Origin of the sequence: Parapedobacter pyrenivorans, from assembly GCF_014636865.1 — a bacterium.
Classification (GTDB): domain Bacteria; phylum Bacteroidota; class Bacteroidia; order Sphingobacteriales; family Sphingobacteriaceae; genus Parapedobacter; species Parapedobacter pyrenivorans.
In genome coordinates this window covers 1,913,344-1,935,536 of sequence record NZ_BMER01000001.1, presented here as the reverse complement: position 1 = coordinate 1,935,536, position 22,193 = coordinate 1,913,344, and the positions used below count along the sequence as shown (strand labels likewise).

General features: G+C 48.8%; 23 protein-coding genes. 18 read left to right on the top strand and 5 right to left on the bottom strand.

Annotation, left to right across the window (positions count from 1 at the left end; translation table 11 throughout):
- Positions 1-3 precede the first annotated feature (3 nt).
- Positions 4-1,050: a threonine aldolase family protein gene (locus IEV98_RS07630; RefSeq protein WP_188505275.1), complete on the top strand. Its 1,047-nt coding sequence runs from the start codon at positions 4-6 to the stop codon at positions 1,048-1,050.
- Between the two features lie 47 nt (positions 1,051-1,097).
- Here the strand turns inward: IEV98_RS07630 and IEV98_RS07625 are convergent, their stop codons facing one another.
- Together IEV98_RS07625 and IEV98_RS07620 are read right to left on the bottom strand one after the other, a co-directional pair.
- Positions 1,098-1,793 (bottom strand): LemA family protein, encoded by a 696-nt coding sequence (locus IEV98_RS07625; protein WP_188505274.1) that lies wholly within the window; start codon positions 1,791-1,793, stop codon positions 1,098-1,100.
- A 19-nt stretch (positions 1,794-1,812) separates the two neighbouring features.
- A complete protein-coding gene (locus tag IEV98_RS07620; protein ID WP_188505273.1) occupies positions 1,813-2,409 on the bottom strand; it encodes a hypothetical protein in 597 nt (198 codons plus the stop codon).
- A gap of 157 nt (positions 2,410-2,566) precedes the next feature.
- Between IEV98_RS07620 and IEV98_RS07615 the strand changes: the two genes are divergently transcribed.
- Positions 2,567-4,351: a tetratricopeptide repeat protein gene (locus IEV98_RS07615; protein WP_188505272.1), complete on the top strand. Its 1,785-nt coding sequence runs from the start codon at positions 2,567-2,569 to the stop codon at positions 4,349-4,351.
- Between the two features lie 11 nt (positions 4,352-4,362).
- Positions 4,363-5,115, top strand: coding sequence for a LytR/AlgR family response regulator transcription factor (locus IEV98_RS07610; RefSeq protein WP_188505271.1), 753 nt, complete (start codon positions 4,363-4,365; stop codon positions 5,113-5,115).
- 5 nt (positions 5,116-5,120) lie between these two features.
- On the opposite strand, the gene flxY is transcribed toward IEV98_RS07610, so the two are convergent.
- Genes flxY through IEV98_RS07595 form a run of 3 tightly spaced genes read right to left on the bottom strand, consistent with a single transcriptional unit; the run spans position 5,121 to position 9,366 of the window.
- On the bottom strand, positions 5,121-6,416 hold the full coding sequence (flxY, locus tag IEV98_RS07605; protein WP_188505270.1) for a flexirubin biosynthesis putative acyl-CoA ligase FlxY: 1,296 nt from the start codon (positions 6,414-6,416) through the stop codon (positions 5,121-5,123).
- 3 nt (positions 6,417-6,419) lie between these two features.
- Complete coding sequence (locus IEV98_RS07600; protein ID WP_229738616.1) at positions 6,420-8,096, bottom strand: C45 family autoproteolytic acyltransferase/hydrolase; 1,677 nt, start codon at positions 8,094-8,096, stop codon at positions 6,420-6,422.
- Positions 8,097-8,142: 46 nt separating this feature from the next.
- Positions 8,143-9,366, bottom strand: a complete 1,224-nt coding sequence (locus IEV98_RS07595) for an NAD(P)/FAD-dependent oxidoreductase (RefSeq protein ID WP_188505269.1) — start codon at positions 9,364-9,366, stop codon at positions 8,143-8,145.
- 106 nt (positions 9,367-9,472) lie between these two features.
- On the opposite strand from IEV98_RS07595, the gene flxA reads away from it, so the two are divergent.
- The 15 genes from flxA to IEV98_RS07520 all read left to right on the top strand — a co-directional run bounded on the left by flxA (position 9,473) and on the right by IEV98_RS07520 (position 22,193).
- Entirely contained in the window at positions 9,473-10,996 is a 1,524-nt protein-coding gene (gene flxA, locus IEV98_RS07590; RefSeq protein WP_188505268.1) for a flexirubin biosynthesis tyrosine ammonia-lyase FlxA, read from the top strand.
- Entirely contained in the window at positions 10,996-11,736 is a 741-nt protein-coding gene (gene flxB, locus IEV98_RS07585) for a flexirubin biosynthesis SDR family reductase FlxB (RefSeq protein ID WP_188505267.1), read from the top strand. The genes flxA and flxB overlap by 1 nt, the downstream gene beginning before the upstream one ends.
- Positions 11,737-11,759: 23 nt before the next feature.
- A complete protein-coding gene (locus IEV98_RS07580; protein WP_188505266.1) occupies positions 11,760-12,977 on the top strand; it encodes a beta-ketoacyl-[acyl-carrier-protein] synthase family protein in 1,218 nt (405 codons plus the stop codon).
- A gap of 13 nt (positions 12,978-12,990) precedes the next feature.
- Entirely contained in the window at positions 12,991-13,242 is a 252-nt protein-coding gene (locus tag IEV98_RS07575) for a phosphopantetheine-binding protein (protein ID WP_188505265.1), read from the top strand.
- A 9-nt stretch (positions 13,243-13,251) separates the two neighbouring features.
- The gene (locus tag IEV98_RS07570) at positions 13,252-14,118 is read left to right on the top strand and encodes a lysophospholipid acyltransferase family protein (protein ID WP_188505264.1); all 867 of its coding nucleotides are present in this window, start codon (positions 13,252-13,254) and stop codon (positions 14,116-14,118) included.
- A complete protein-coding gene (locus IEV98_RS07565; RefSeq protein WP_188505263.1) occupies positions 14,118-15,050 on the top strand; it encodes a dialkylrecorsinol condensing enzyme DarA in 933 nt (310 codons plus the stop codon). The genes IEV98_RS07570 and IEV98_RS07565 overlap by 1 nt, the downstream gene beginning before the upstream one ends.
- The gene (darB, locus tag IEV98_RS07560; protein WP_188505262.1) at positions 15,050-16,186 is read left to right on the top strand and encodes a dialkylresorcinol biosynthesis protein DarB; all 1,137 of its coding nucleotides are present in this window, start codon (positions 15,050-15,052) and stop codon (positions 16,184-16,186) included. The genes IEV98_RS07565 and darB overlap by 1 nt, the downstream gene beginning before the upstream one ends.
- A 4-nt stretch (positions 16,187-16,190) precedes the next feature.
- The gene (locus IEV98_RS07555; RefSeq protein ID WP_188505261.1) at positions 16,191-16,628 is read left to right on the top strand and encodes a hotdog family protein; all 438 of its coding nucleotides are present in this window, start codon (positions 16,191-16,193) and stop codon (positions 16,626-16,628) included.
- Positions 16,609-17,085 carry an ApeP family dehydratase gene (locus IEV98_RS07550; protein ID WP_188505260.1) on the top strand — a complete coding sequence of 159 codons (477 nt, stop codon included), beginning with the start codon at positions 16,609-16,611 and terminating at the stop codon, positions 17,083-17,085. Before IEV98_RS07555 ends, IEV98_RS07550 begins: the two co-directional genes overlap by 20 nt.
- A 7-nt stretch (positions 17,086-17,092) precedes the next feature.
- Positions 17,093-17,494 (top strand): flexirubin biosynthesis protein DarG, encoded by a 402-nt coding sequence (DarG, locus tag IEV98_RS07545; RefSeq protein ID WP_188505259.1) that lies wholly within the window; start codon positions 17,093-17,095, stop codon positions 17,492-17,494.
- Between the two features lie 7 nt (positions 17,495-17,501).
- Positions 17,502-18,497, top strand: a complete 996-nt coding sequence (darH, locus tag IEV98_RS07540) for a BtrH-related acyltransferase DarH (protein WP_188505258.1) — start codon at positions 17,502-17,504, stop codon at positions 18,495-18,497.
- A 121-nt stretch (positions 18,498-18,618) separates the two neighbouring features.
- Complete coding sequence (locus IEV98_RS07535; RefSeq protein ID WP_188505257.1) at positions 18,619-19,371, top strand: ABC transporter ATP-binding protein; 753 nt, start codon at positions 18,619-18,621, stop codon at positions 19,369-19,371.
- Complete coding sequence (locus IEV98_RS07530) at positions 19,364-20,650, top strand: ABC transporter permease (RefSeq protein WP_188505256.1); 1,287 nt, start codon at positions 19,364-19,366, stop codon at positions 20,648-20,650. The genes IEV98_RS07535 and IEV98_RS07530 overlap by 8 nt, the downstream gene beginning before the upstream one ends.
- Positions 20,650-21,069 (top strand): acyl-CoA thioesterase, encoded by a 420-nt coding sequence (locus IEV98_RS07525; protein WP_188505255.1) that lies wholly within the window; start codon positions 20,650-20,652, stop codon positions 21,067-21,069. The genes IEV98_RS07530 and IEV98_RS07525 overlap by 1 nt, the downstream gene beginning before the upstream one ends.
- Positions 21,066-22,193: a beta-ketoacyl-[acyl-carrier-protein] synthase family protein gene (locus tag IEV98_RS07520; protein ID WP_188505254.1), complete on the top strand. Its 1,128-nt coding sequence runs from the start codon at positions 21,066-21,068 to the stop codon at positions 22,191-22,193. The genes IEV98_RS07525 and IEV98_RS07520 overlap by 4 nt, the downstream gene beginning before the upstream one ends.

Here is a 22,193-nt window from a genome sequence, read left to right as displayed (position 1 = left end):
GTCATGAACAATTATCGCTATTTTTTCAGGGACGACTACAGCGAAGGTTGCCATCCGCGTATCGTGGCCGCGCTTCTGGAAACCTCGTTTACGCAACAGATTGGCTACGGCAACGACGACTACTCGGCAGAGGCCAAAAGGCTCATCCGAGCACAGCTACCGGGCCACGATGTGGACATTCACTTTGTTTCTGGCGGCACGCAGGCTAACCTTGTTATAATAGCCGCTGCGTTGAAGCCTTATGAGTCGATTATTTCCGCGCGGACAGGCCATATCAATGGTCATGAGGCAGGAGCCATTGAAGCTATCGGCCACCGCGTTGAGACCGTCGATACGGAAGATGGCAAGCTGAATGCTGACCAACTCACTCCGTTTCTTACCCAATTGGGCCATCCCAATAGCACTCAGCCCAAGATGGTGTATATTTCCAATACAACAGAACTCGGCACGGTGTACAGCAAAGCCGAACTCACCGAGTTATCAGCCTTTTGCCGGGCCCACGGTTGGTACCTTTTCCTTGACGGGGCACGGTTGCCATCGGCGCTTGCAACCCCTGACAATGACCTCTCATTAGCGAACATCGCTGATTTGACCGATGTGTTTTACATCGGCGGCACTAAAAATGGGGGATTATTTGGCGAAGCCATCATCATCAGTCACCCTGAACTTAAAAAAGGATTCAGCTACCACCTCAAACAACGGGGTGCTATGCTCGCCAAAGGCAGGGTATTAGGATTGCAGTTCCGTGAATTATTCCGGGATAACCTGATTTTTGAACTTGCTGCCCATGCCAATACGCGAGCACTGGCCATGGTGCCTGGCATCGAAAAACTGGGGTATCATTTTCTGGTACCACCTTGCTCTAATCAATTATTCCCGACATTGCCCAATGCGGTAATCGAGGGTCTTGCAAAAAAATACGTATTCCATACGTGGCAGCAGATCGATGCGCAACATGCGGCGATACGATTGGTCACATCGTGGGCAACACCCGGGGCGGCCTGCGAGCAGTTCGTGACGGATCTTACCATGCTAAGTGGCACAGCATGAAAATTGATGAGACATGAGTAAGTTGCTTGAAATAGGCACATCCGTAATCACAACTGGGGGCCTTGCCTAGATTTTGTCTCTTCAACGCGATCTTCCTGTCCATCCTTTACCTTATCTATTAATTCTTTGCCTGCCTTTCCCGCGTGGCCAGCCAAATCAACGATTTTACTACCCGCACCGGAAAACAATTGCTTGAGTCGTTCGCCGTCATCCGTCTTGAAATCCTGCAACGATGTAGTCTCATTCATTCCCGATACATCGAATTGTAGATAGGGTGCTTCAGGGAAACCCAATGGTTTCGCAATAAATACCGTAGGGATCCGTAGCCGCTTGGTATTGTATTCTTTTACCGCATGGTTATACCGCTCACGGCTGTCCTGAATGTTCTGTTCGCATTGTTGGATACTGTCGACCAAACGGTGATACTGCTCGTTTGCCTTCAGGTTGGGGAACTTCTCGGCTATACCTTGTACGGTAGCCAGCACGTTTCCGGATTGCTGGTAAGAACCGGCTAGATCGGAAGCCGACGTATCTTGTGATACCTTGAGTTGAACCAACTGCTCACTTTCTTGATAATTCTTTACTACATCAATCAATTGATTGATGAGTGCCAGCTTCTTGCTGATGGCTACCTGAGCATTCGATGCCGCCTCGCGCACGTGCTGTGCTAATTTTTGCAGGGCGTTGTATGAACCTGCGGAAAACAAGAGAATGACTACGATCAGGGCGATTAAAAAAAACATAATAACAGCTGCTATGGATTTATGGATTGTTTGAAGCCAGTATTGGCACGTAAAATTCTCCGTCGGTGATCGCCACTTCTTTCAATTCGGGATAGGTGGTAAGCGCCCGCATAGAGAATGTACCCTTTACGGTCTGATCGGTGATCTGACTGAACCGGGCCTCTGCGGCGTCTTTAACCTCAAAAGGAAGCGAAGGGAGTGGATACAATTGGGCAAAATATTTTTCGCCGGCGGGACTATAATATGAACCGAAAACCCGCAAAAAGCTTTGATTATGTTCAGGCCAATTGAGCCGTTCCGACAGCCGATAGGTTGTTCCCTCTTGGAGGGGATCCGTATCCGTAACGGTAAAGAATATGGCATCCTTGTTCTCGTCATTTTTATGCAATCGTCCTTGGATGAGGCACTGGTTGGCCCCAGTTTCGGGCAGCGTAAGGGCGAACGCGTAGACCAGCATGTCACCAGTGTATTCGTGAGGCACTCCGTTGGCTTTGTATCGGATGTAATAACTCCCCGTCGGACTTTCCTTTGGCGGTCCGCCGTCGGATTTACCGCATGACAAACAAAAAAAGAGCGATGGTAAAACGATGGTGAAAAGTAACCCGTAAATTTTCATGATCATTATCTTGATGCAACACCCAAATTGACGGTATATTCCAATAAATTGCAACAGGGAATGATTAACTGCGGCGATTAAATGATTAACCGCTGAGATAACCCTACAGTTGCATTTAACTACAGCTTTCTGTAAGTTTGATTCAGATTTGTTTCGTATGAAGAAACTAACAACCTTTATCTGCATAGCGATGACCTGTTTATCCGCCACTGGACAAACATTGTTGGATTCGCTCAAAACTGAACTGACAGCGTCATCCACGCAGGATACGCTCCGTGTAAGTCTATTACTGAAAATAGCCGATGCGTTGGTGTGGAATGACCCCGATGAGGCTTTGGACTATGCACATCAAGCCCGTGAACTGGCGAACACCCTAGACTGGCAAAAGGGAATCGCTCGAGCATTACGCCAGGAAGGCATCGTCCATTACGAGCAGTCTGACCCTGTACGGGCAATGGATTTCTTCCAAAAGGCGCTAAAGACCGCCGAACCGCTCCATGACAGACGGTTTAATGCTTCCATCTATAACAACATCGCAAACATCTACAGTGACTTAAAGCAATACGACAAAGCATTGGCGCATTACCAGCATCTGCTTTCCATTGCAAAAGAACTGAATGACACCACTAATCAAGTTATCGCCATGGTGAATATGGCGAGCATATACATTGAACAGCAGCATATGGCCGAGGGCATCTCCCGGCTAACACAAGCACTGTCCATGACCAAACGAATAGGTAACCAGCGATTTGAAATGGCCATTCACAATAATCTGGGCAGGGCATTGGCCAAACAAGGGAATGATGAAAAAGCACTTCAACATTTCAATGCCTGTTTAGCACTGGCTGAGCAGCTGGGCAGCACAGGAGTCAAAGCCAATGTGCTCAATAGTGTCGGTGAGCTCCTGATAAACCAACACCGGTATGCCGAAGCGGAGCGCCACAGCAAGGAGGCGCTGGCCCTGGCCGAAAATGTGGGCGCGCTGGAATGGCAAGCCAATGCCTGGCAGACGCTGAGCCGCACCTATGAGGAGCTGGGCAAAGCTACCGAAGCGCTGCATGCTTACCAAAGCTTTATACAGCTTCGTGACAGTGCGGTAAACGAAGAAAAAAAAGCGGAAATCACACGTAAGGAAATGCAGTTTACGCTGGAAAAACAAGAGGCTATCGCTGCCGCGGAACTCGACAGACAACGTATGCTTATGTATGCCACAGTCGGAATAGTGCTAATCTTGCTGGCCGCCGTGATCTTGGGATGGCGGTTTTATAAGCGCAGACGCGACAGTGACGAGCGCAAACGGATAGCCGAATTTGAAGCGTTGGTGGCCGATACGGAAATGAAAGCACTGCGTGCACAAATGAATCCGCACTTCATCTTCAATTCATTGACAGCCATTGGCAACAGCATCGCAGAAAAAGATTTCACCATCGCTGGTGATTACCTCCGACAGTTTGCCAAGCTCATCCGATTAATCCTCGAGAACTCAGAGTATAAGGCGATTCCCTTGGCAACCGATTTGCAAACGCTTGAACTATACATGCAATTGGAAGCTAGACGCCTGAAAGGGAAATTCACCTACGAAATCGATATGGGTTCGGGTATCGACCCCGAAAATACACTGGTGCCACCGCTCATCCTCCAACCGCTGGTAGAGAATAGCATTTGGCACGGACTGATTCCGAAAGATGGCCATGGCCAAATTTGGATAAAGATTCGACAGGAAGGAGAATCCCTATGTTATATGGTAGAAGACAACGGTGTGGGCCGGGCAATCAAAAGTGGCAGTACGACAACAGCAAAACAATCTATGGGTATCGCCTTGACACGAGCACGTGTTGCCATTACCGGCAAGGAACAGCAATCAGAAGGCAACATTTCCTTCCATGACTTACCTAACGGGCTATCGGTATCAGTCAGGCTACCCCTCGCTTTACAATTTTAACCTTATACTGGATGATTAACGCCATCATAATCGACGACGAGCCGCACTGCATCGACCATTTAAAACGGACCTTGCGGCTGCTGGCGGCCAGCAAAGTGCGGGTTTTGGGAGCATTTGAGGGAGTTAACGAAGGTTTGGCGGCTATTGAGGAATTGAAACCTGATTTGATTTTCTTGGATATTCAATTAAAAAACGAAACAGGGTTTGATCTACTACGTCAAATCGATCCAGCCCGCCTTTCCATCATTTTTACCACAGCGTATGATCAATATGCTGTGCAAGCGTTCAAATTCAGCGCCATTGACTACCTTCTCAAACCCATCGATGAGGACGACCTCCTAGACAGCCTTCATAGAGTTTCGGATAGCATGGACAGAAAACGGACCCTGGCTCGCTATGATGTCCTATTCGAGCATCTTAATCGAATGCCTAACACACCCCCAAAGATTGCATTGCCCTCCATGGAAGGATGGGATTTTGTGCCCATAGCCGATATCATAAGGTGCCAGGCACAAGGAAATTACACGTTATTCATTATCAGCGAAGGGAAGCAGATGCTCGTATCTCAAACGTTGAAAGGTTACGAAAAGCTACTTGAAGAGCATGGGTTTTTCCGGGTTCATCACGCACACCTCGTCAATCTTTCCCGTATAGCAAAATACCATAAAAGTGGATTTGTGACCATGGATGACGGTACGACAATCGACGTATCGACCAGACGAAAGGAAGCTTTCCTTTCAAAAATTGCCGCGCGGCACCGGTAAAGCATTTACTTCCGATGGTCAAAAAGCGTTACGCTTTTCCGCGAGTTTTCAGGAAACCTGATGCAATTGATTTCTTGAATGGAGACAAAAATGATTCTTGGGCTCACCCGCAACTTAGCGCGGAAGCGATCCTTGATTTTCAGTAGCAACTCTTCTGAACCATCCTTGGCACCTACTTTTACGGTAATCTCATCTTCTCCAAATTCATCGTTTGCGATTTCAATCACATAATTCTCAACTTCTTCCATATCGTTCAACAAATCGAATAATGCAGGTGGGTAAAGTGTAGTTCCCTTGTATTTTACCATTTGGTTTTTGCGTCCGATGACCGGGCCAAGCCGCAAGGTGGTACGCCCACATGCACAAGGCTCATAATGAGGCTGCACGATATCACCTGTTTTGAAACGTAGCAAGGGCATACCTTCCACGCCCAAGGTAGTAACAACCAACTCGCCCGCTTCGCCATAAGGTATCGGATTGTCATCCTCATCTACAAATTCGGTGATGATCAGCTCCGGGTGATGATGTCCACCTACGCCATGTACACATTCTGTAAAGGCTGTGCCCATTTCCGTGGAGGCATAGGTAGAAAAAAGCGCAATATCCCACTTTCCTTGTATACGGCTTGCTAGTGCATTGGGTGAAAAATCCGGGTTACGTATGGGCTCCCCGATGCAAAGGGCCTTTTTCACGCTACTCCGCCGATAGTCGATACCATTTGCTTCGGCAAATTCCACCATTTTGAGTAAAAACGATGGCACGCACACGATGACCTGTGGATTTATGCGTGCAATCGTATCCCATTGCAGCTCTGGCACGCCCGATCCTACCCGCACAACCCCCATCCCCGCCTTTCGAGCACCGAGGAAGTAAGCTAATCCAGCCATGAAACGCCGGTCCATGGTCGTGGTGAGCTGAACGGTTTCGCCCGCAGCCATCCCCATGCATTGATAGGACAATGACTCGTTATACGCCAAACGATCGAGATCTTTATCGGTCAGCGCCAATAGCACTGGATCACCGGAAGTACCCGATGTCGTCACATAGTCAGCGGCCTGCGCGGCGTCCACACAGCGGAATTCCATGTTTTTATGTTGGAGATCTTCCTTTGTGGTGAAGGGAAGCCGTGCCAAGTCTTCCAACGTCTTGACGGTACTAATGTCAATACGATGGGCTGTGAAAAGCTTTTGGTAGAAGGCTGAATGAGCCTGGAGATATGCCAAAAACTGCCGTAACTTTTCCTCCTGAAAACGTTGGATTGTCTTTCGATCTGCTTGCTCGAGGGTGGGTATCGGAATCATTGTTTATCGTTTTCGTTCGCATTTCCTAATCCGTTTCCGAATTAGATCCTTATCTCTGAGGGTAGCCACCTCTTTACTGGCCGATACTTGGAAGTAATGTAATGCCCTGTCGTACTTCCGTTGCTCATACAGGTATTCCCCGATCAAGAAACTGGTTTTCCAAAACGCTGGATTGAGTTGCATAAAATCGTTAAGCGCTTCGTCCGGTACCGCCAGCCCTTTCTCAATAGCGGTTTCCAAATTACGCATTTGAACACGAAACTCTTCATAGTTTTCGAAATCGGTTGACTCCACAAAGGCATCGCTGGCTATATTCAACGTATCAACTGCCAGTGTAATATCTTTTTCACGCGAGCCCAGCTGCCTGAATACCGCATCCAGATCATAGGCGACAAACTCCCCCAATTGATAAGGGGTACTGGATACCCACATCAGCCGGTCTTCCGGCTGGAAGACAACTGCATGGTGTGCAAGTAGCTGGTTGATGGCTTTTTCATTGCCGTAACCCAATTTCGCACCGCTTATCCCGTCCTTGTCGCGCAATAGCGTTGCTGCCGCTGTCGGCGTAAGTGGTGGGGCAGATGCAATCAGTTCATTCATGCGGTCGAAACGGTATTGCGAATGGCTTTCAGCCAGCTGCCGCATGTTGTTTTTGTCCGATTGGTATACCTGGCTTTGGAAATGGTTGGTGCAGATCAGCAAATTTTGGCTGGATGTGACTTCATAAACTCCAAATTTCTTTGGCGATACTTCGATAAGCACAGCCTTTCCATCCGCAGCACTGCCCACCATGATGGCTTCGGATACGAAAACCGCTCGCCTTTTTGCGATACGGACGGCGTCATCGATATTTGCTGCATACTGCAAGATCTCTCGGGTAAGCAAGCCGATCGGTGTCTTCGCTTTGTGGGGAATGTCCGACTTACCCGCATTGATGGTCACGGTAAGCCCCATTTCATTCATACCGGAAACCGCACCTACCATACCGGCCCACGTCACCATGGCGTGTTTATAGCCTTGCTGGGGGTTGATAAAGGCCATGATTTTCTCCTCGGCGAATTCGTCGCCGGCATAAAAGTCAAAGTTGCGCCCAATCAGCAGCTTACCGTCAGCCGTATGTTCGCCCCACGCTGCAAACGAGGTACAACCCACCAACGCCAAGTCTCGCAGTGCGTGTCCAATATCGTGGGCACCATGGAAATACATGAGCCGTTGGTAGGGTGGCGCAAGGAAACTAAAGGTATCCGAGGCGGACCGCGATAAACCATATATTTCCACTTGGTATTCAGCGGGTACATGGTCGATCAGACGCCGGTTGAAAAAACGGAGGAATCTGCGCAACAGCCATTGGCGAAACCGCGAAGGCACCAGTTCCTTGACTTGTGCTACAAAGGCGGTTTCCTGTCGGTAAAGCAGCTCTTTGGTAAGCACACCATTTGCCAACCCCCGTTGCAAGGGGTCGCCTGCTACGTACAGCTCCCAGATTCCCTGATCATTTTTACGAAGTGTCCCGTTTGGCATCACGTAAGAATCCGGGGCTATCTCCGTACGTTTACCGGTTTCGTTTTGGTATTGGTTAATTTGCGGAACCTGCTTTATCCCGCCGCATGACGAACCAGACAGCATGAGGTAAGACCCCGAAAGGAAGCCCAGCACACGATAAAACAGTTGTATATTCATGATTAAGTTGGCAGTGAGTACTAACTACTACCTACTAAATACTAATCTACGGCAACAGGTGCGTTACCGCCCTTACCGCACGGTCATGCTTCTTTACAAAGGGGTTTTCCTTATCCCATACGTACCCCGCCAATACCGAACATACTTTACGGCGTACCTCTTCATTCACTTCCTTGTGAAAAAAGAACTTCTGCAAATCACCGGAATACCAATCGCGGATGTATGAACGGAACACACTTACCCCCCACAGCATATGTTCTTCGTATTCCCGTTTCCAATCCACTGCTTCGCCATTTAGTTGTCTCACTGCCAGTTTGGCTGCCAGTGCTCCCGACTCCGTAGCAAAGCAGACACCGGAGGAAAAAACCGGGTCCAGAAACTCTGCACTATTGCCCGTAATGGCAAAACCATCTCCGTACAAGGTCTTCGATGCCTTGGCGTACGATACGATCTGCTTAGGCTCAAACAGAAAATCAAGGCCATCAAACCGTTGCCTATAATATTCAGACTGACGAATAATATGCTTGAAGGTGTCGGTATGATTTGCCTGTTGAATGGCTTCCAAATGTTCTTTTGGGCAAACCAGCCCCAATGACGAACGGCCATTGGAAAACGGAATCACCCAAAACCACACCTCCTGCTCGAGAACATCAAAGGTGATCAGTGTACCTTCTTCACCTGCGGGTCGCCTGATATCATCCAAATGTACAAATGTGGCCGCCATAGGTGGAAATGAGGAGGGCGCATCCAAATCCAGGAGCCGTGGCAATACCCGGCCATATCCACTGCAATCGATCAGGAAGCGCGCATGTATTTCATATCGGTCTCCGGCTTCATTGCGTACGGTGGTTACGGAATCCGTACCGTCAAATACCACACTTTCCACGGTCGTACCAAAAGCAATATCCACTCCCCGCTGCTGCAAGACGTCAGTGAGGGTTTTATCAAATTCCGCCCGTGGGAGCTGCCAGGTCCAATCCCATCCTGCCGAGAATTTCTTACTGAAATCAAACCAGCATACTTCATCTCCTCGGAGGAAACGGGCGCCGAATTTTTTTTCAAAGCCCTTGGCCTCCACCGCTTCGACAAAACCGGCTTCGTCAAAGTGATCCATACAACGGGGGATCAGGCTCTCGCCGATGACAAACCGGGGAAAATGTTCCCGTTCAACTACCTTCAATGTAATTCCCTTTTTCTGTAAGATGGAGGCCGCTACTGCTCCCGAAGGGCCGGCTCCAATTACCAAGACATCAACATGTTCTGCAATCATTTCTATCAAAATGGCGTATGGACGGCTCAAACTTAGGTAAACTTGTATTTAAATACAAGTTTACCTAAGTTTGCAACCGCTTTAATTTTAAGCGTTGCTAATAAGAATGATAGAACTAACGGACCCGATTGCACTTGCCGATTTTTATGCGGTGTTGTTCGAAGACCAACAGGTCAATTTAGCCAACAGCACCTCGGATCGAATAAAGCAAAGCCACGATTTCCTGAAACGCTTCGCAACCGATAAAATCATCTACGGTGTAAATACCGGGTTTGGGCCCATGGCCCAATACCGAATTGCAGAGGGCGATCAAATCCAGTTGCAGTACAACCTCATCCGCAGCCATGCGGCTGGTATGGGTGACGTGCTTGATCCTATCTACGCCAAATCGACCCTATTGGCTCGTTTACACACCTTATCATTAGGCTATTCAGGCGTGCATTCCAACGCCGTGGAATTGATGCTAGAGATGCTAAACCGCGGTATCCTACCGGTTATCTATCAGCACGGCGGTGTTGGTGCCAGTGGAGATTTGGTACAGCTGGCCCACCTTGCGCTCAACATGATCGGGGAGGGAAACGTCTTCTATCAAGGTCAGAAAATACCGGCTGCTGTTGCATTGGCCAATGAAGGATTGCAACCGATGCAGATACACATCCGTGAAGGGCTCGCGCTGATCAATGGAACATCCGTCATGACGGGCGTCGGTATTGTCAATGTCATTTATGGCAAACGGTTGCTAAACTGGTCCATAGCCTGCTCAGCATTGATGAATGAGCTGGTAAGCGCTTATGACGATCACCTCTCAGAGACGCTCAACAGCACGAAAAAGCATGAAGGGCAACAACAGGTCGCCGCAAAAATGCGGGACATTATTGCAGACAGCAAACTCATCCGCAAACGTCACGAACACCTCTATAGCCGAAGGATAGAAGAAAGTATCTTCAAAGATAAACTGCAAGAGTATTATTCCATCCGCTGTGTTCCACAGATTTTGGGCCCCATATGGGAGGCCCTACAGCATTGTACAGCAACACTTATTAGAGAGGTCAACTCTGCTAATGACAATCCCATCATCGATGTAGCGTCAGCGAGCGTTTATCATGGCGGCAATTTCCACGGTGACTACATCGCATTCGAGATGGACAAATTGCGTATTGCCATCGCCAAACTGACCATGCTTATGGAAAGACAGCTTAATTACCTGCTCAATTCCTCCTTGAATGAGATACTTCCTTCTTTCGTCAACCTGGGTAAACTGGGATTGAATTTCGGTATGCAGGGTGCTCAGTTTACTGCAACCTCGACGACCGCGGAAAACCAAACCTTGGCTACGCCCATCTACACCCACAGTATTCCCAATAACAAGGACAATCAGGACATTGTAAGCATGGGAACCAATTCGGCTTGGCTTACTAAAAAGGTTATTGACAACGCGTACGAAGTGCTCGCCATCCAACTGCTCTCGCTGGTCCAAGCTGTAGAAGCCCTAGATTGCCAAGCAAACCTTTCGACAAAAAGCAAAAAGGTTTATACGGACATCCGATCAATTGTTCCTATCTTTAAAGAAGATATGGTATTATCGCCGTATTTGACCGCGATTAAGGACCATGTAAAAGCAAACGATTGATGGAAGGCAAAAAGTACGCATTGGTAAGCGGCGGGTCTCGGGGAATCGGCAGGGCGATATGCATCGCATTGGCACGCGAACTCCACTACCCGATATTGATAAACTATCAGGCGAACACCGCCGCTGCGGAGGAAACCAAAAGCCAGATTATCAAGACCGGAGGTGAAGCCGAATTGCTCCAATTTGACGTGTGCAACCAAGCCGAAACTCATGCCCAACTGGCTACGTGGAAAGAACAGCATCCAAATGACCTCATCGAGGTGATTGTCAATAACGCCGGTGTCACACGCGACGGGTTGTTTATGTGGATGGAAAACGATGACTGGAACACGGTTATCAACACCACGTTGAGCGGCTTTTACAACATTACCAAACCGTTGATCCAAGAGCTCCTGCGGCACCGTTATGGCCGCATCATCAATGTTTCTTCGGTGTCGGGAGTGAAAGGCACCCCAGGACAGACCAACTATTCCGCTGCTAAAGCAGGTCTTATTGGGGCTACAAAGGCCCTTGCACAAGAGGTAGCCAAGCGTAATGTGACAGTCAACGCCGTAGCACCGGGGTTCATCGAAACGGACATGACCAGCACATTGGATACCGGAGAATTAAAAAAATTAATACCTTTAAATCGTTTTGGGAAAGCCGAGGAAGTGGCCGAATTGGTGTGCTTCCTTGCTTCGCGGAAAGCATCTTACATCACAGGCGAGGTCATCAATATCAATGGCGGGATTTATTCCTAGCACAACGCAAAAGGCAAGGCATCATGCAACGCAGAGTGGTCATCACTGGAATGGGAATCTATTCTTCACTGGGCAAGAACCTCAGTGAGGTGAAAGACTCGTTGTATCATGGCCGCTCAGGTATCGTCTTTGCTCAGGATCGGAAAGATTTCGGTTACCGTTCTGCACTGACCGGTTTTGTGGAACGGCCGGACCTGACAAAAGCGCTATCTCGCCGGCAGCGCATCAGTATGGGCGAAGAAAGCGAATATGCCTATGTAGCCACGCAGGAAGCATTGCGGAATGCCAAGATTGACGAGGCATACTTTGACGAACGTATCTTAGGACTGATTTATGGCAATGACAGCGTATCTCAGGCGGTGATGGAAGCCCTTGACATCGTTCGACAAAAAAAAGACACCACATTGGTGGGGTCGGGCGCAATCTTCAAGTCGATGAACTCATCGGTAACCATGAACCTATCGACCATCTACCGCATCCGTGGCATCAACATGACAATCAGCGCAGCCTGTGCAAGTGGTTCGCATGCCATCGGACTGGCGTACCTATTCATCAAACAAGGGTTGCAGGATTGCATCATCTGCGGTGGTGCGCAGGAAACCAATAAATATGCGATGGCCAGCTTCGATGGCTTGGGCGTGTTTTCTAATCGGGAGGACGAGCCCACCAAGGCGTCGCGCCCATTTGATAAGGACCGCAATGGCTTAGTGCCCGGCGGCGGGGCTGCTACCATCGTACTGGAGGAGTACGAATCCGCGATAAAACGGGGAGCGCCCATCCTAGCCGAAGTACTCAGCTACGGCTTCTCATCCAATGGCGATCACATCTCAACTCCTAACGTGGAGGGACCCGTACGGGCTATGGAAATGGCATTGCAGCAAGCCGGCCTCTCTCCGGCCGACATCGAGTACATCAATGCGCACGCTACATCCACGCCCATGGGCGATGCCAACGAAGCCCGGGCCTTGTCGCAACTGTTCGGCGCCGATCCCATTATCAGTTCCACCAAATCGATGACCGGCCATGAGTGTTGGATGGCGGGGACTAGCGAAGTCATTTATTCACTCCTTATGGCGCAGCATGGCTTCATCGCGCCCAATATAAACCTGGAGGAAGTAGACGAACCCGCCCGAGGCCTGACTTTGGCAAAAAATACAATAAACCAAAATTTTAATGTATTTTTGTCCAATTCTTTTGGATTCGGCGGAACAAACTCCGCGTTAATTGTAAAAAAACTGTAATAGCGCAGCAGCCATGAGCAGGGAAGAGATTATTGATATTACCAATAAGTTTTTGATCGAAGAATTTGAGGTGGAGTCTGAAATTATTCAGCCTGATGCGGATTTGAAGGAGTCGCTGGATTTAGATAGTTTGGATTATGTGGATCTGGTGGTCATTATCGAATCAAATTTTGGCATAAAGCTGGAAAGCAAAGATTTTACCAACGTCAACACATTTGACAACCTTTACGACTTAATTGGCAGTAAGCTGCATGCCGTCGCCTAATCACGTCCAATGGCTGAATGGGAAGGAAAATCAAGGGGAACCGTTTCCGGATACAAAATTTTTATTTTCCTGATTAAGCATGCAGGAATAAATGTTGCGTACTCGCTGCTGGTCTTCGTCTCCTTATATTATTTCCTGTTTTCACCGCATCAAACTGTAGCGATATACCGATATTTCCGTAACCGCCGAAAGAACGGCATACTCGGCAGCGTCATCGATACCTATCGGAATTACTTTGTTTTCGGGCAAACGATTATCGATAAGATCGCAATCACCGCCGGTCTGGAGCATAAATACACGTACGAATTCGATGGGATTGACCATATCCGCCAATTAGCCAAGGATAACAGTGCCGGCATCCTCATCAGTGCCCATGTCGGTAATTTTGAGGTATCTCAGTATTTTATGGGCGAATTCGACAAGCAGATTCATTTGGTAACCACCGATGAGGAACAGCGCGCCATTAAATCGTACCTCGCCAATATCATGGCCAAGCCCAAGACGAGCTTTATCGTAGTTAGGGACGACTTGTCGCACGTATTTGAAATCAATCAAGTCATCAACGAAAAAGGGATGATCTGTTTCACAGGTGACCGTTTTGTTGAAGGAAGCAAAACGATGATGGCCAATTTTATTGGGCAATCCGCCCGTTTTCCTGCAGGTCCTTTCCTGATTAGTTCCAGGCTAAGCACGCCGGTGCTATTCGTATATGTCATGCGTGAACGCCGTCGGCACTACCACCTCTACGCCCGTATAGCTGACTTCAAGCATCGCGACGCGCAGTCGCTGCTCCACGCTTATACACAGAGTATGGAACATATGCTAACGAAATATCCTCGGCAATGGTTTAATTATTACGATTTTTGGAAAGCCTGATGAAACGCGTTTTAGTCGTTTATTACACCCAAACCGGGCAACAAAAGGAAATCTTGGATCAAATCCTATTTCCATTGGAAGCCGACCCACAGGTGGAGCTGACATACCATCGGATCCAACCTGTATCCAATTACCCCTTTCCATGGGATGGCCACAGCTTCTTTGATGCGTTCCCCGAGTCCTTCCTTCAGATTCCGTGCCCTTTACAGCCAATCGATGACCAAATACTCCATACGAACTATGACCTCGTCATCCTTGGCTACCAAGTTTGGTACCTCTCCCCCTCCATTCCATTTAATTCTTTTCTGAACACCAAAGAAGCTAAGCGGCTTTTGAATGACACACCGGTCATTACGGTGATCAACTGTCGTAACATGTGGGTGATGGCACAGGAGAAAGTAAAAAGCTTGCTTCATGGAATCGGTGCCAACCACGTAGGGAATGTGGTATTGGTAGACCGGCACCTCAATCACGTCAGCGTCATTACCATCGTGCACTGGATGATGACGGGACGCAAGGATTCCTATCTTGGACTATTCCCGAAACCGGGGGTATCGGAGAAAGACATCTCTGAATCGCGTAGATTTGGTGAACCGATCGCCACCCATTTAAAAAACAACGACTATTCGACCCTGCAAACATCGCTGGTTGGGCTGGGCGCGGTATTAGTGAAACCCCTGCTTGTATTCACGGATAAAAGGGCCAATACCCTATTCGCAAAGTGGTCCCAACTTATCCGTAGCAAGGGATTGCCAGGCGAGGCCGCACGTCGTCCGTGGCTGAAAGCTTTCAATTATTACCTGCTTTTCGCGATATGGGTACTCGCACCAGTCGTCAGTTTACTATTTTTAATACTACATTTGCCGTTCCTTTCCCTAATCCGGAAAGAGAAGCGGTACTATCAGTCTGTCAATTTCAAAACACCCCGGTAATGCCAACGGTATATATCAATGCAATAGCGAAGTTTCTGCCCAACGAGCCTGTCCCAAATAGCCGTATGGAGGAGGTTTTGGGCGTGGTCAATGGCTCGCCATCTAGGGCGCGTGCTATCGTACTGCGCAACAATCGGATTACCTCCAGGTACTACGCCATCGGTGCGGATGGACATCCTACGCACAACAATGCCGAATTGACCATCGAGGCTATCAATAGGCTGATGGCGCAATCAGGAGCCGATCGGTCCGATATCGATATGCTATCGTGTGGCACCTCCACGCCCGACCAATTGCTCCCTTCTCATGCCAGTATGGTGCATGGATTATGGCAAAACAAACCTATCGAACTCAATTCCGCTTCGGGCATTTGCACGTCCGGCATGAACGCCCTTAAATACGCATACATGGCCGTAGCTACCGGGAGCGCAAAACAAGCAGTGTGTACGGGTTCTGAACGGGTATCGTCGTGGTTGCGAGCCGACAAATTCAACTCCGAATCCGAGCGGCTTGCTGCTTTAGAACAAAATCCCATCATTGCATTCGAAAAGGATTTCCTACGCTGGATGTTATCCGATGGAGCGGGCGCCATGCTGCTTAGTGACAAGCCCAATCGGCAACGCACCTCGCTTGCCATCCATTGGGTCGATGGCATTTCCTACGCCCACGAACTGGAGCCTTGCATGTATGCAGGGGCGCTAAAAAAGGATGGGAAACTACTCCCATGGAGTGACGTACTACCGGAGCAATGGCTTGAGAAATCGATGTTTGCCATTAAGCAAGATATTAAGCTGCTTGAGTCATACGTCATTCCCAAGGGGGTACAGAGTATCCAGGAAGTACTCCGACGCCATCAGCTTGCTACCGGCGACATCGACCATTTCCTCCCGCACATCTCTTCCTATTTCTTCAAAGATCGTCTTTTCGAAGCGTTTACAAAAGCCGGAATCGATATTCCTGAAGAGAAATGGTTTATCAACTTACATAAGATCGGCAACGTGGGATCAGCATCCAGTTATATCCAATTGGAAGAGCTTTTCAACGCACGCGAGCTCAAAATCGGGGAAAAAATATTACTATCCGTGCCCGAAAGCGGAAGATTTTCTTATGTTTACGCGTTGTTGGAAGTAACCTAATGCTATGACGCTCATCTCATCGCAAGAAGCGATAGGGAAATTGATTCCCCAGCAACCACCCTTTGTATTGGTGGATAAACTCATTACGTATGAAACCGACTGTATCATCGCCGGTTTTGATATTCCTGAACAGCATGTCTTGGTAGAGGAAAGCGGCTTCCTCTCGGAAGCCGGTGTTATCGAACATTTCGCCCAGACCATTGCGCTGCACCAAGGCTATGATTATGCGTTGCGCAACATGCGCCCTCCAGTCGGGTATATTGGGTCGGTCAAGAACTTCGAAATATACGAGTTGCCCCGCACCGGCGATCAAATCCATACCCGTATATCCATTTTGCAACGATTATTTGGGGTCACTGCTGTACGCGGAGAAGTCAAACTCGGCGAAAAGATCATCGCCATAGGCGAAATGCGAACCGTCATTGCCAAAGAAACCGAGTAATCTCATGCCTTTCCCCGCCATCGAAGAACTCATCCCCCATCGGCCGCCAATGGTTATGGTAGACCATGTAGTGAAGGTAGATGGCCTGAAAACGGAAACGTCCTTTGTGGTAAAACCCGAATGCATTTTCGTTAAACAGGGTTTGCTTTCGGAGATGGGCATGCTTGAAAATCTCGCACAAACCAGCTTCGTATTCCTCAATTATTTTTTCATCAAACCGGATGAAGTGCTCTGGGATAAAGAGAAGAATAACCTTGGTGTCATCAGCACGATTCTTAACCTTGAAGTATCGGCACTCCCGAGCGTAGGTGACCAGCTATTAACCTGCACACACACCGAGCTTGTTTTTACCTCAGATTTTTTGAAAATTTGCAACATTCAAGGTCACGTACTCGTGGATGGAAAAACGGTGCTGGAAGCAACCATGAAAATGCTATTGCAGACCAAAGATCAGTGAGGTAAACATGAATAAAAACGAAGTGCCCCAAGATAAAGGAAGCCTAGCTAAGAAAAACGTGCATGAGCTCTGCTATGCCGTGGACGAGAACGGTCGTTACACCGCGGTACCCAGCAGCGGCTGGGAAGCGAAAACCTTGGCACTAAATGAATCACTCAAACTAATCGACGAGCGGATAGCGATGACCAAAAGTGCCGTCTTAGCTGGCGAACTCAGCCCTATCGCTTACTATATGGAGCTCAACCGCATGGATTTACCATTGCTCGCGAACTATGTGGGTATGCACCGTTGGTTTGTCAAGCGGCACTTCCAGCCACGCCGTTTCGACAAACTCAGCACGAAAACACTTCAGAAGTATGCTGATGTTTTTGGAATCACCATGGCACAGTTGAAATCACCTATTCGTTAACGCATACATGAGCATACTTTTCGAACACCGCCAATCTGCCCACTGCGAGAATGGGGTAGTTTCAAATTTACTGCATCACCAAGGCATGACCTTATCCGAGCCGATGGTCTTCGGTATCGGCAGCGGCCTATTCTTTGTGTACTTGCCATTCCTTAAAGTTAATTTTGCGCCGGGATTCAGCTATCGCCCCATGCCTGGCAGGATTTTCAGAAAGTTGGCCAAGAGATTGGGGATACGAGTGAGACACCAACGTTTTTCATCGCCAGAGCGGGCTAAGGCCGTACTGGACGAAAAACTCGATCAGGGCATCCCGGTAGGCTTGCAGGTAGGTGTCTATCACCTCACCTATTTTCCCGACGAGTACCGATTCCATTTCAATGCCCACAATCTAGTCGTATATGGCAAAGCGGCCGATGACTACCTCATTAGCGATCCGGTGATGGACTACACAACCAAACTCAGCACACAAGAGCTCCAGCGGGTCCGTTTTGCCAAAGGAGCATTGCCGCCCAAGGGACACCTCTATTATCTGGAACGGTTACCGGAAGTATATGATCTCGAAAGGGCAATAAAGAAAGGCATCCGGCAGACCTGCAATGACATGCTTGCGCCGGTACCCATCATCGGTGTAAATGCGATGAAATGGGTTGCACGAAATATCCGGAAATGGCCGAAGACGATCGGCGTAAAGAAAACCAACCATTATTTGGGCCAGCTCGTACGCATGCAGGAAGAGATCGGTACCGGTGGCGGTGGATTCCGCTTCATCTATGCAGCCTTTCTACAAGAAGCCAGTACATTGCTCCGTAACCCGGCCCTCGCCCAGCGATCGGAAGAGATGACCGCAATCGGTGACGCTTGGCGAGATTTTGCATTGAACATTTCCCGTATCTACAAAAACCGTAAATCCGGAGACGATGTGTATGAACAGCTTGCCCAGCAATTGCTGGATCTCGCCACGCGGGAAAAGCAATTTTTCATGAGGCTCAAAAATGACATTTGACCAAAACGGAGTATTCATCTCCGATAAACCGTACCGGGCAATGACGTGCTCATTGCCTCGGCATGTATAAGAAATTTAGGGCAAACATCTTCATTTGAACAAGTTTCCTTATTTTCGCCCCATGGAGGAAATCATCCGTATCCGCAATTTGTCCAAACGCTATACGGGCAGTGATCGGTATGCATTGAAAGACCTGTCACTTTCGATCGGGAAAGGCGAGATTTTCGGCTTACTTGGTCCAAATGGGGCCGGTAAGACTACTTTGATTTCTACGTTGTGCGGAATGATTAAACCAACATCGGGTGAATTGTGGTTCGATAACCTGAATTATCGACAGCACAGTCGGAAAGTGCAACGGCAGATTGGTGTGGTACCGCAGGAATATGCGCTCTACCCTACCCTCAGTGCAGAAGAAAACCTATACTACTTCGGCAGTCTGTATGGACTTTCTTCCCGGGAACTGAATCGTCGGATTGCAGACGGGTTACACCGCGTCGGACTGGCGGATTTCGCTAAAAAACCCATTAAAACATTCTCCGGTGGGATGCAACGGCGAGTCAACTTATTGGCCGGCACATTACATCAACCCAATGTGCTGTTTCTCGATGAACCCACCGTGGGTGTGGATGTGCACTCCAAGGAGGTCATTATGACCTTGCTCCATGAGCTCAATACACAGGGTACCACCATCATCTATAGCTCGCATCACCTAAACGAAGCGCAGCATTTCTGTACCCGGATCGCTATCATTGATGAAGGAAAAATCGTGGTGGAGGGCAAACCCGAAGAACTCATCGCATCCGTAGCGGGGGCCACCACTTTGGAAAATGTCTTTATCCACCACACGGGAAGCCAGCTTAGAGATTATGCGTAAACTCATCGTATCGGCCTACAAGGAAGTCCTGCTCCTACTCCGCGACTGGGGTGGGCTTGCCATCCTGTTTTTCATGCCATCGGTCTTGATCATTACCATAACGCTCATCCAGGAAAGCACCTTCAAAGCCGTGGGTGAATCCACACTACCCATTATATTGGTAGACCAAGATGCAGGCGAAATTGGCCAGTTGGTGGCCAAAAACCTCGCGGAAGCGCCCCACGTGCAGTTGGTTACCGAGGTAGACGGCCAACCGATTGATGCGGAACGAGCTCGGGAACTGGTCAGCGATGGCGAATATCAGATCGCACTAGTTATCCCAAAGGGCATCAGCAGCGAGCTGAATGAAAAAGTAAACCACAATGTCAATCATATCTTGGGTGAATTTGCAGTCACGGAACCAGATAGTGCAGCACAACCGAAAGAAAAGACATGGAAAGCAAAGGAAATCAACATTTACTTCGATCCAGCTGCCGGGCATACGTTTCGAAATAGCGTAAAGAACAACATCGAGCGGATGCTCTCTAAGGTAGAAGTACAGAAAATATACGAGGTATTCGTCAATGAAATGGGATTGAATGAAGATCCCGGCCTATTGAACGGCGAAATCATCACCTTCAAAGAAACGATTGCCCAAAAGGGAAACGATGGCATTATACCCAACGCCGTGCAGCACAATGTACCGGCATGGATCTTGTTTGGCATCTTCTTTATCGTCGTTCCCCTAGGCATCAACTTAGTAAAAGAAAAAAATCTCGGCACGTATATCCGATTACGGACCAGCCCGGTATCGTATGCCATCATCCTGGGAGGTAAGATCATCACCTATACCGTTATTTGCTTGATCCAGTTTATGCTGATGTTGCTGATCGCCAAGTATATTTTCCCGCTCATTGGGCTTATTGAATTCGATCCCGGCACCCAACTCCCGTTAATGGTACTGATCGCCTTCGTATCGGGCCTCGCCGCGATCGGATTGGGTATCCTTATCGGCACCGTTGCTGAAACACAGGAACAGTCCGCACCGTTCGGTGCTATTTTCGTCATTATACTTGCCGCCCTTGGCGGTGTTTGGGTACCCACGTTCATCATGCCGGAATTGATGCAAAAGGTATCGGCATTTTCTCCCATGAATTGGGGCATATCTGCCTTTTATGATGTTATCCTGCGCAATGGCACCGCTATCGATATCGCACAGCCATTGGCCTATCTGCTGGCGTTCTTTGCCACTACACTGCTGGCCGCTATTTACTATGACAAAAGAAACCGAACAACCTGATGGATCAAACACTCCGCTATACCACCCGTTTCCGCGTTCGGTTCAATGAGACCGATCCCCTTGGCATCGTGTGGCATGGGCATTACATCACGTACTTTGAAGACGGAAGGGAAGCATTCGGTGAGGCATTAGGCATCGCTTACCGGCACATCAGCGACCAGGGATACCTTGCACCGGTGGTGAAATGCTGCTGCGAATACAAATTACCGCTTCGGTACGGTGACTGGGCCGATGTCGAAACAGTTTTCATCAACAACCCGGCCGCCAAAATGATTTTCCGGTATACCATACGCAATGCTGCGGAGCAAGTGGTGGCCACGGGTGAAACCATTCAGGTCTTTACAGACACCAACGGGGACCTGATGCTGACCAATCCCCCATTCTTTGCCGAGTGGAAGGGAAAACATGGATTGCTATGAAGGATGATGTGTTTATTGTCGGCGACGAGGCTATTACTCCCCTCGGCTTAGGGAGCCAACTGAATTTTAGACACGTGGTAGACGGCCATACGGCCGTAACGGAGATAAGCGATCTCCAGCTCGCCGACCAGCCTATATATGCGGCTCGGATTGACGAAGCGCATTGGGTAGGCAACATCAAGGATGAACACCGCTACACACGTCTTGAAAAGCTGTTCATCCTTGTCTTAGCATCGCTGATCGCCGAATACGAGATTCCATTAGACGAGCGCACGTTGGTGGTACTTGCAACCACTAAAGGTAATGTGTCGTTGTTGCACAACCCCCTACGGACTTTTGCGGAAGAACGGGTACATATTTCAACAATGACCAACGAAATCCAACGCTATTTTGGATTCAAAAGCCAAATTATCCCCCTTTCAAATGCCTGCATATCGGGCTCCCTAGCAATATCCGTGGCACGGCGGCTGCTCCAATATGATACCCGATACAAGCGGGCTATCGTAATCGGTGGCGATGAACTCTCGAAATTTATTGTATCGGGCTTCCATGCATTCCAAGCCTTGGCCGATGGACATTGCCGCCCGTTTGACCGTGACCGGAAGGGACTGAATCTTGGCGAGGCTGTCGCTGCGGTGTACCTCTCCAAAATACCGACCAACGATGCCGTCTGGATAGCAGGCGTAGGTTCGCATAACGATGCCAACCACATCTCCGGCCCGTCACGCACGGGCGAAGGGTTATACCAAAGCATCCAGGAGGCAATGCAAGAGGCCGGTGAGCCGGCACTTGACTTCATTTCGGCTCACGGTACCGCTACATCTTACAATGACGAGATGGAAGCCATAGCCTTACAACGAAGCGGTTTGTCCACCACCCCTTTACACAGCCTCAAAGCATACTATGGTCATACCTTAGGTGCCAGCGGTTTGCTTGAAACTATCCTTGGCATCCATTCCCTGAAAAACAATCGACTGATTCCCTCCCGCGGTTTCATGCATCAAGGCACTAGCCAAAGGCTGAATATGATTACAAAAAGCACGCAACTACCGTTAAATTCTTTCCTGAAAACCGCGTCGGGTTTCGGTGGTTGCAACATCGCTACCATTTTCCAGAAAGTGTGA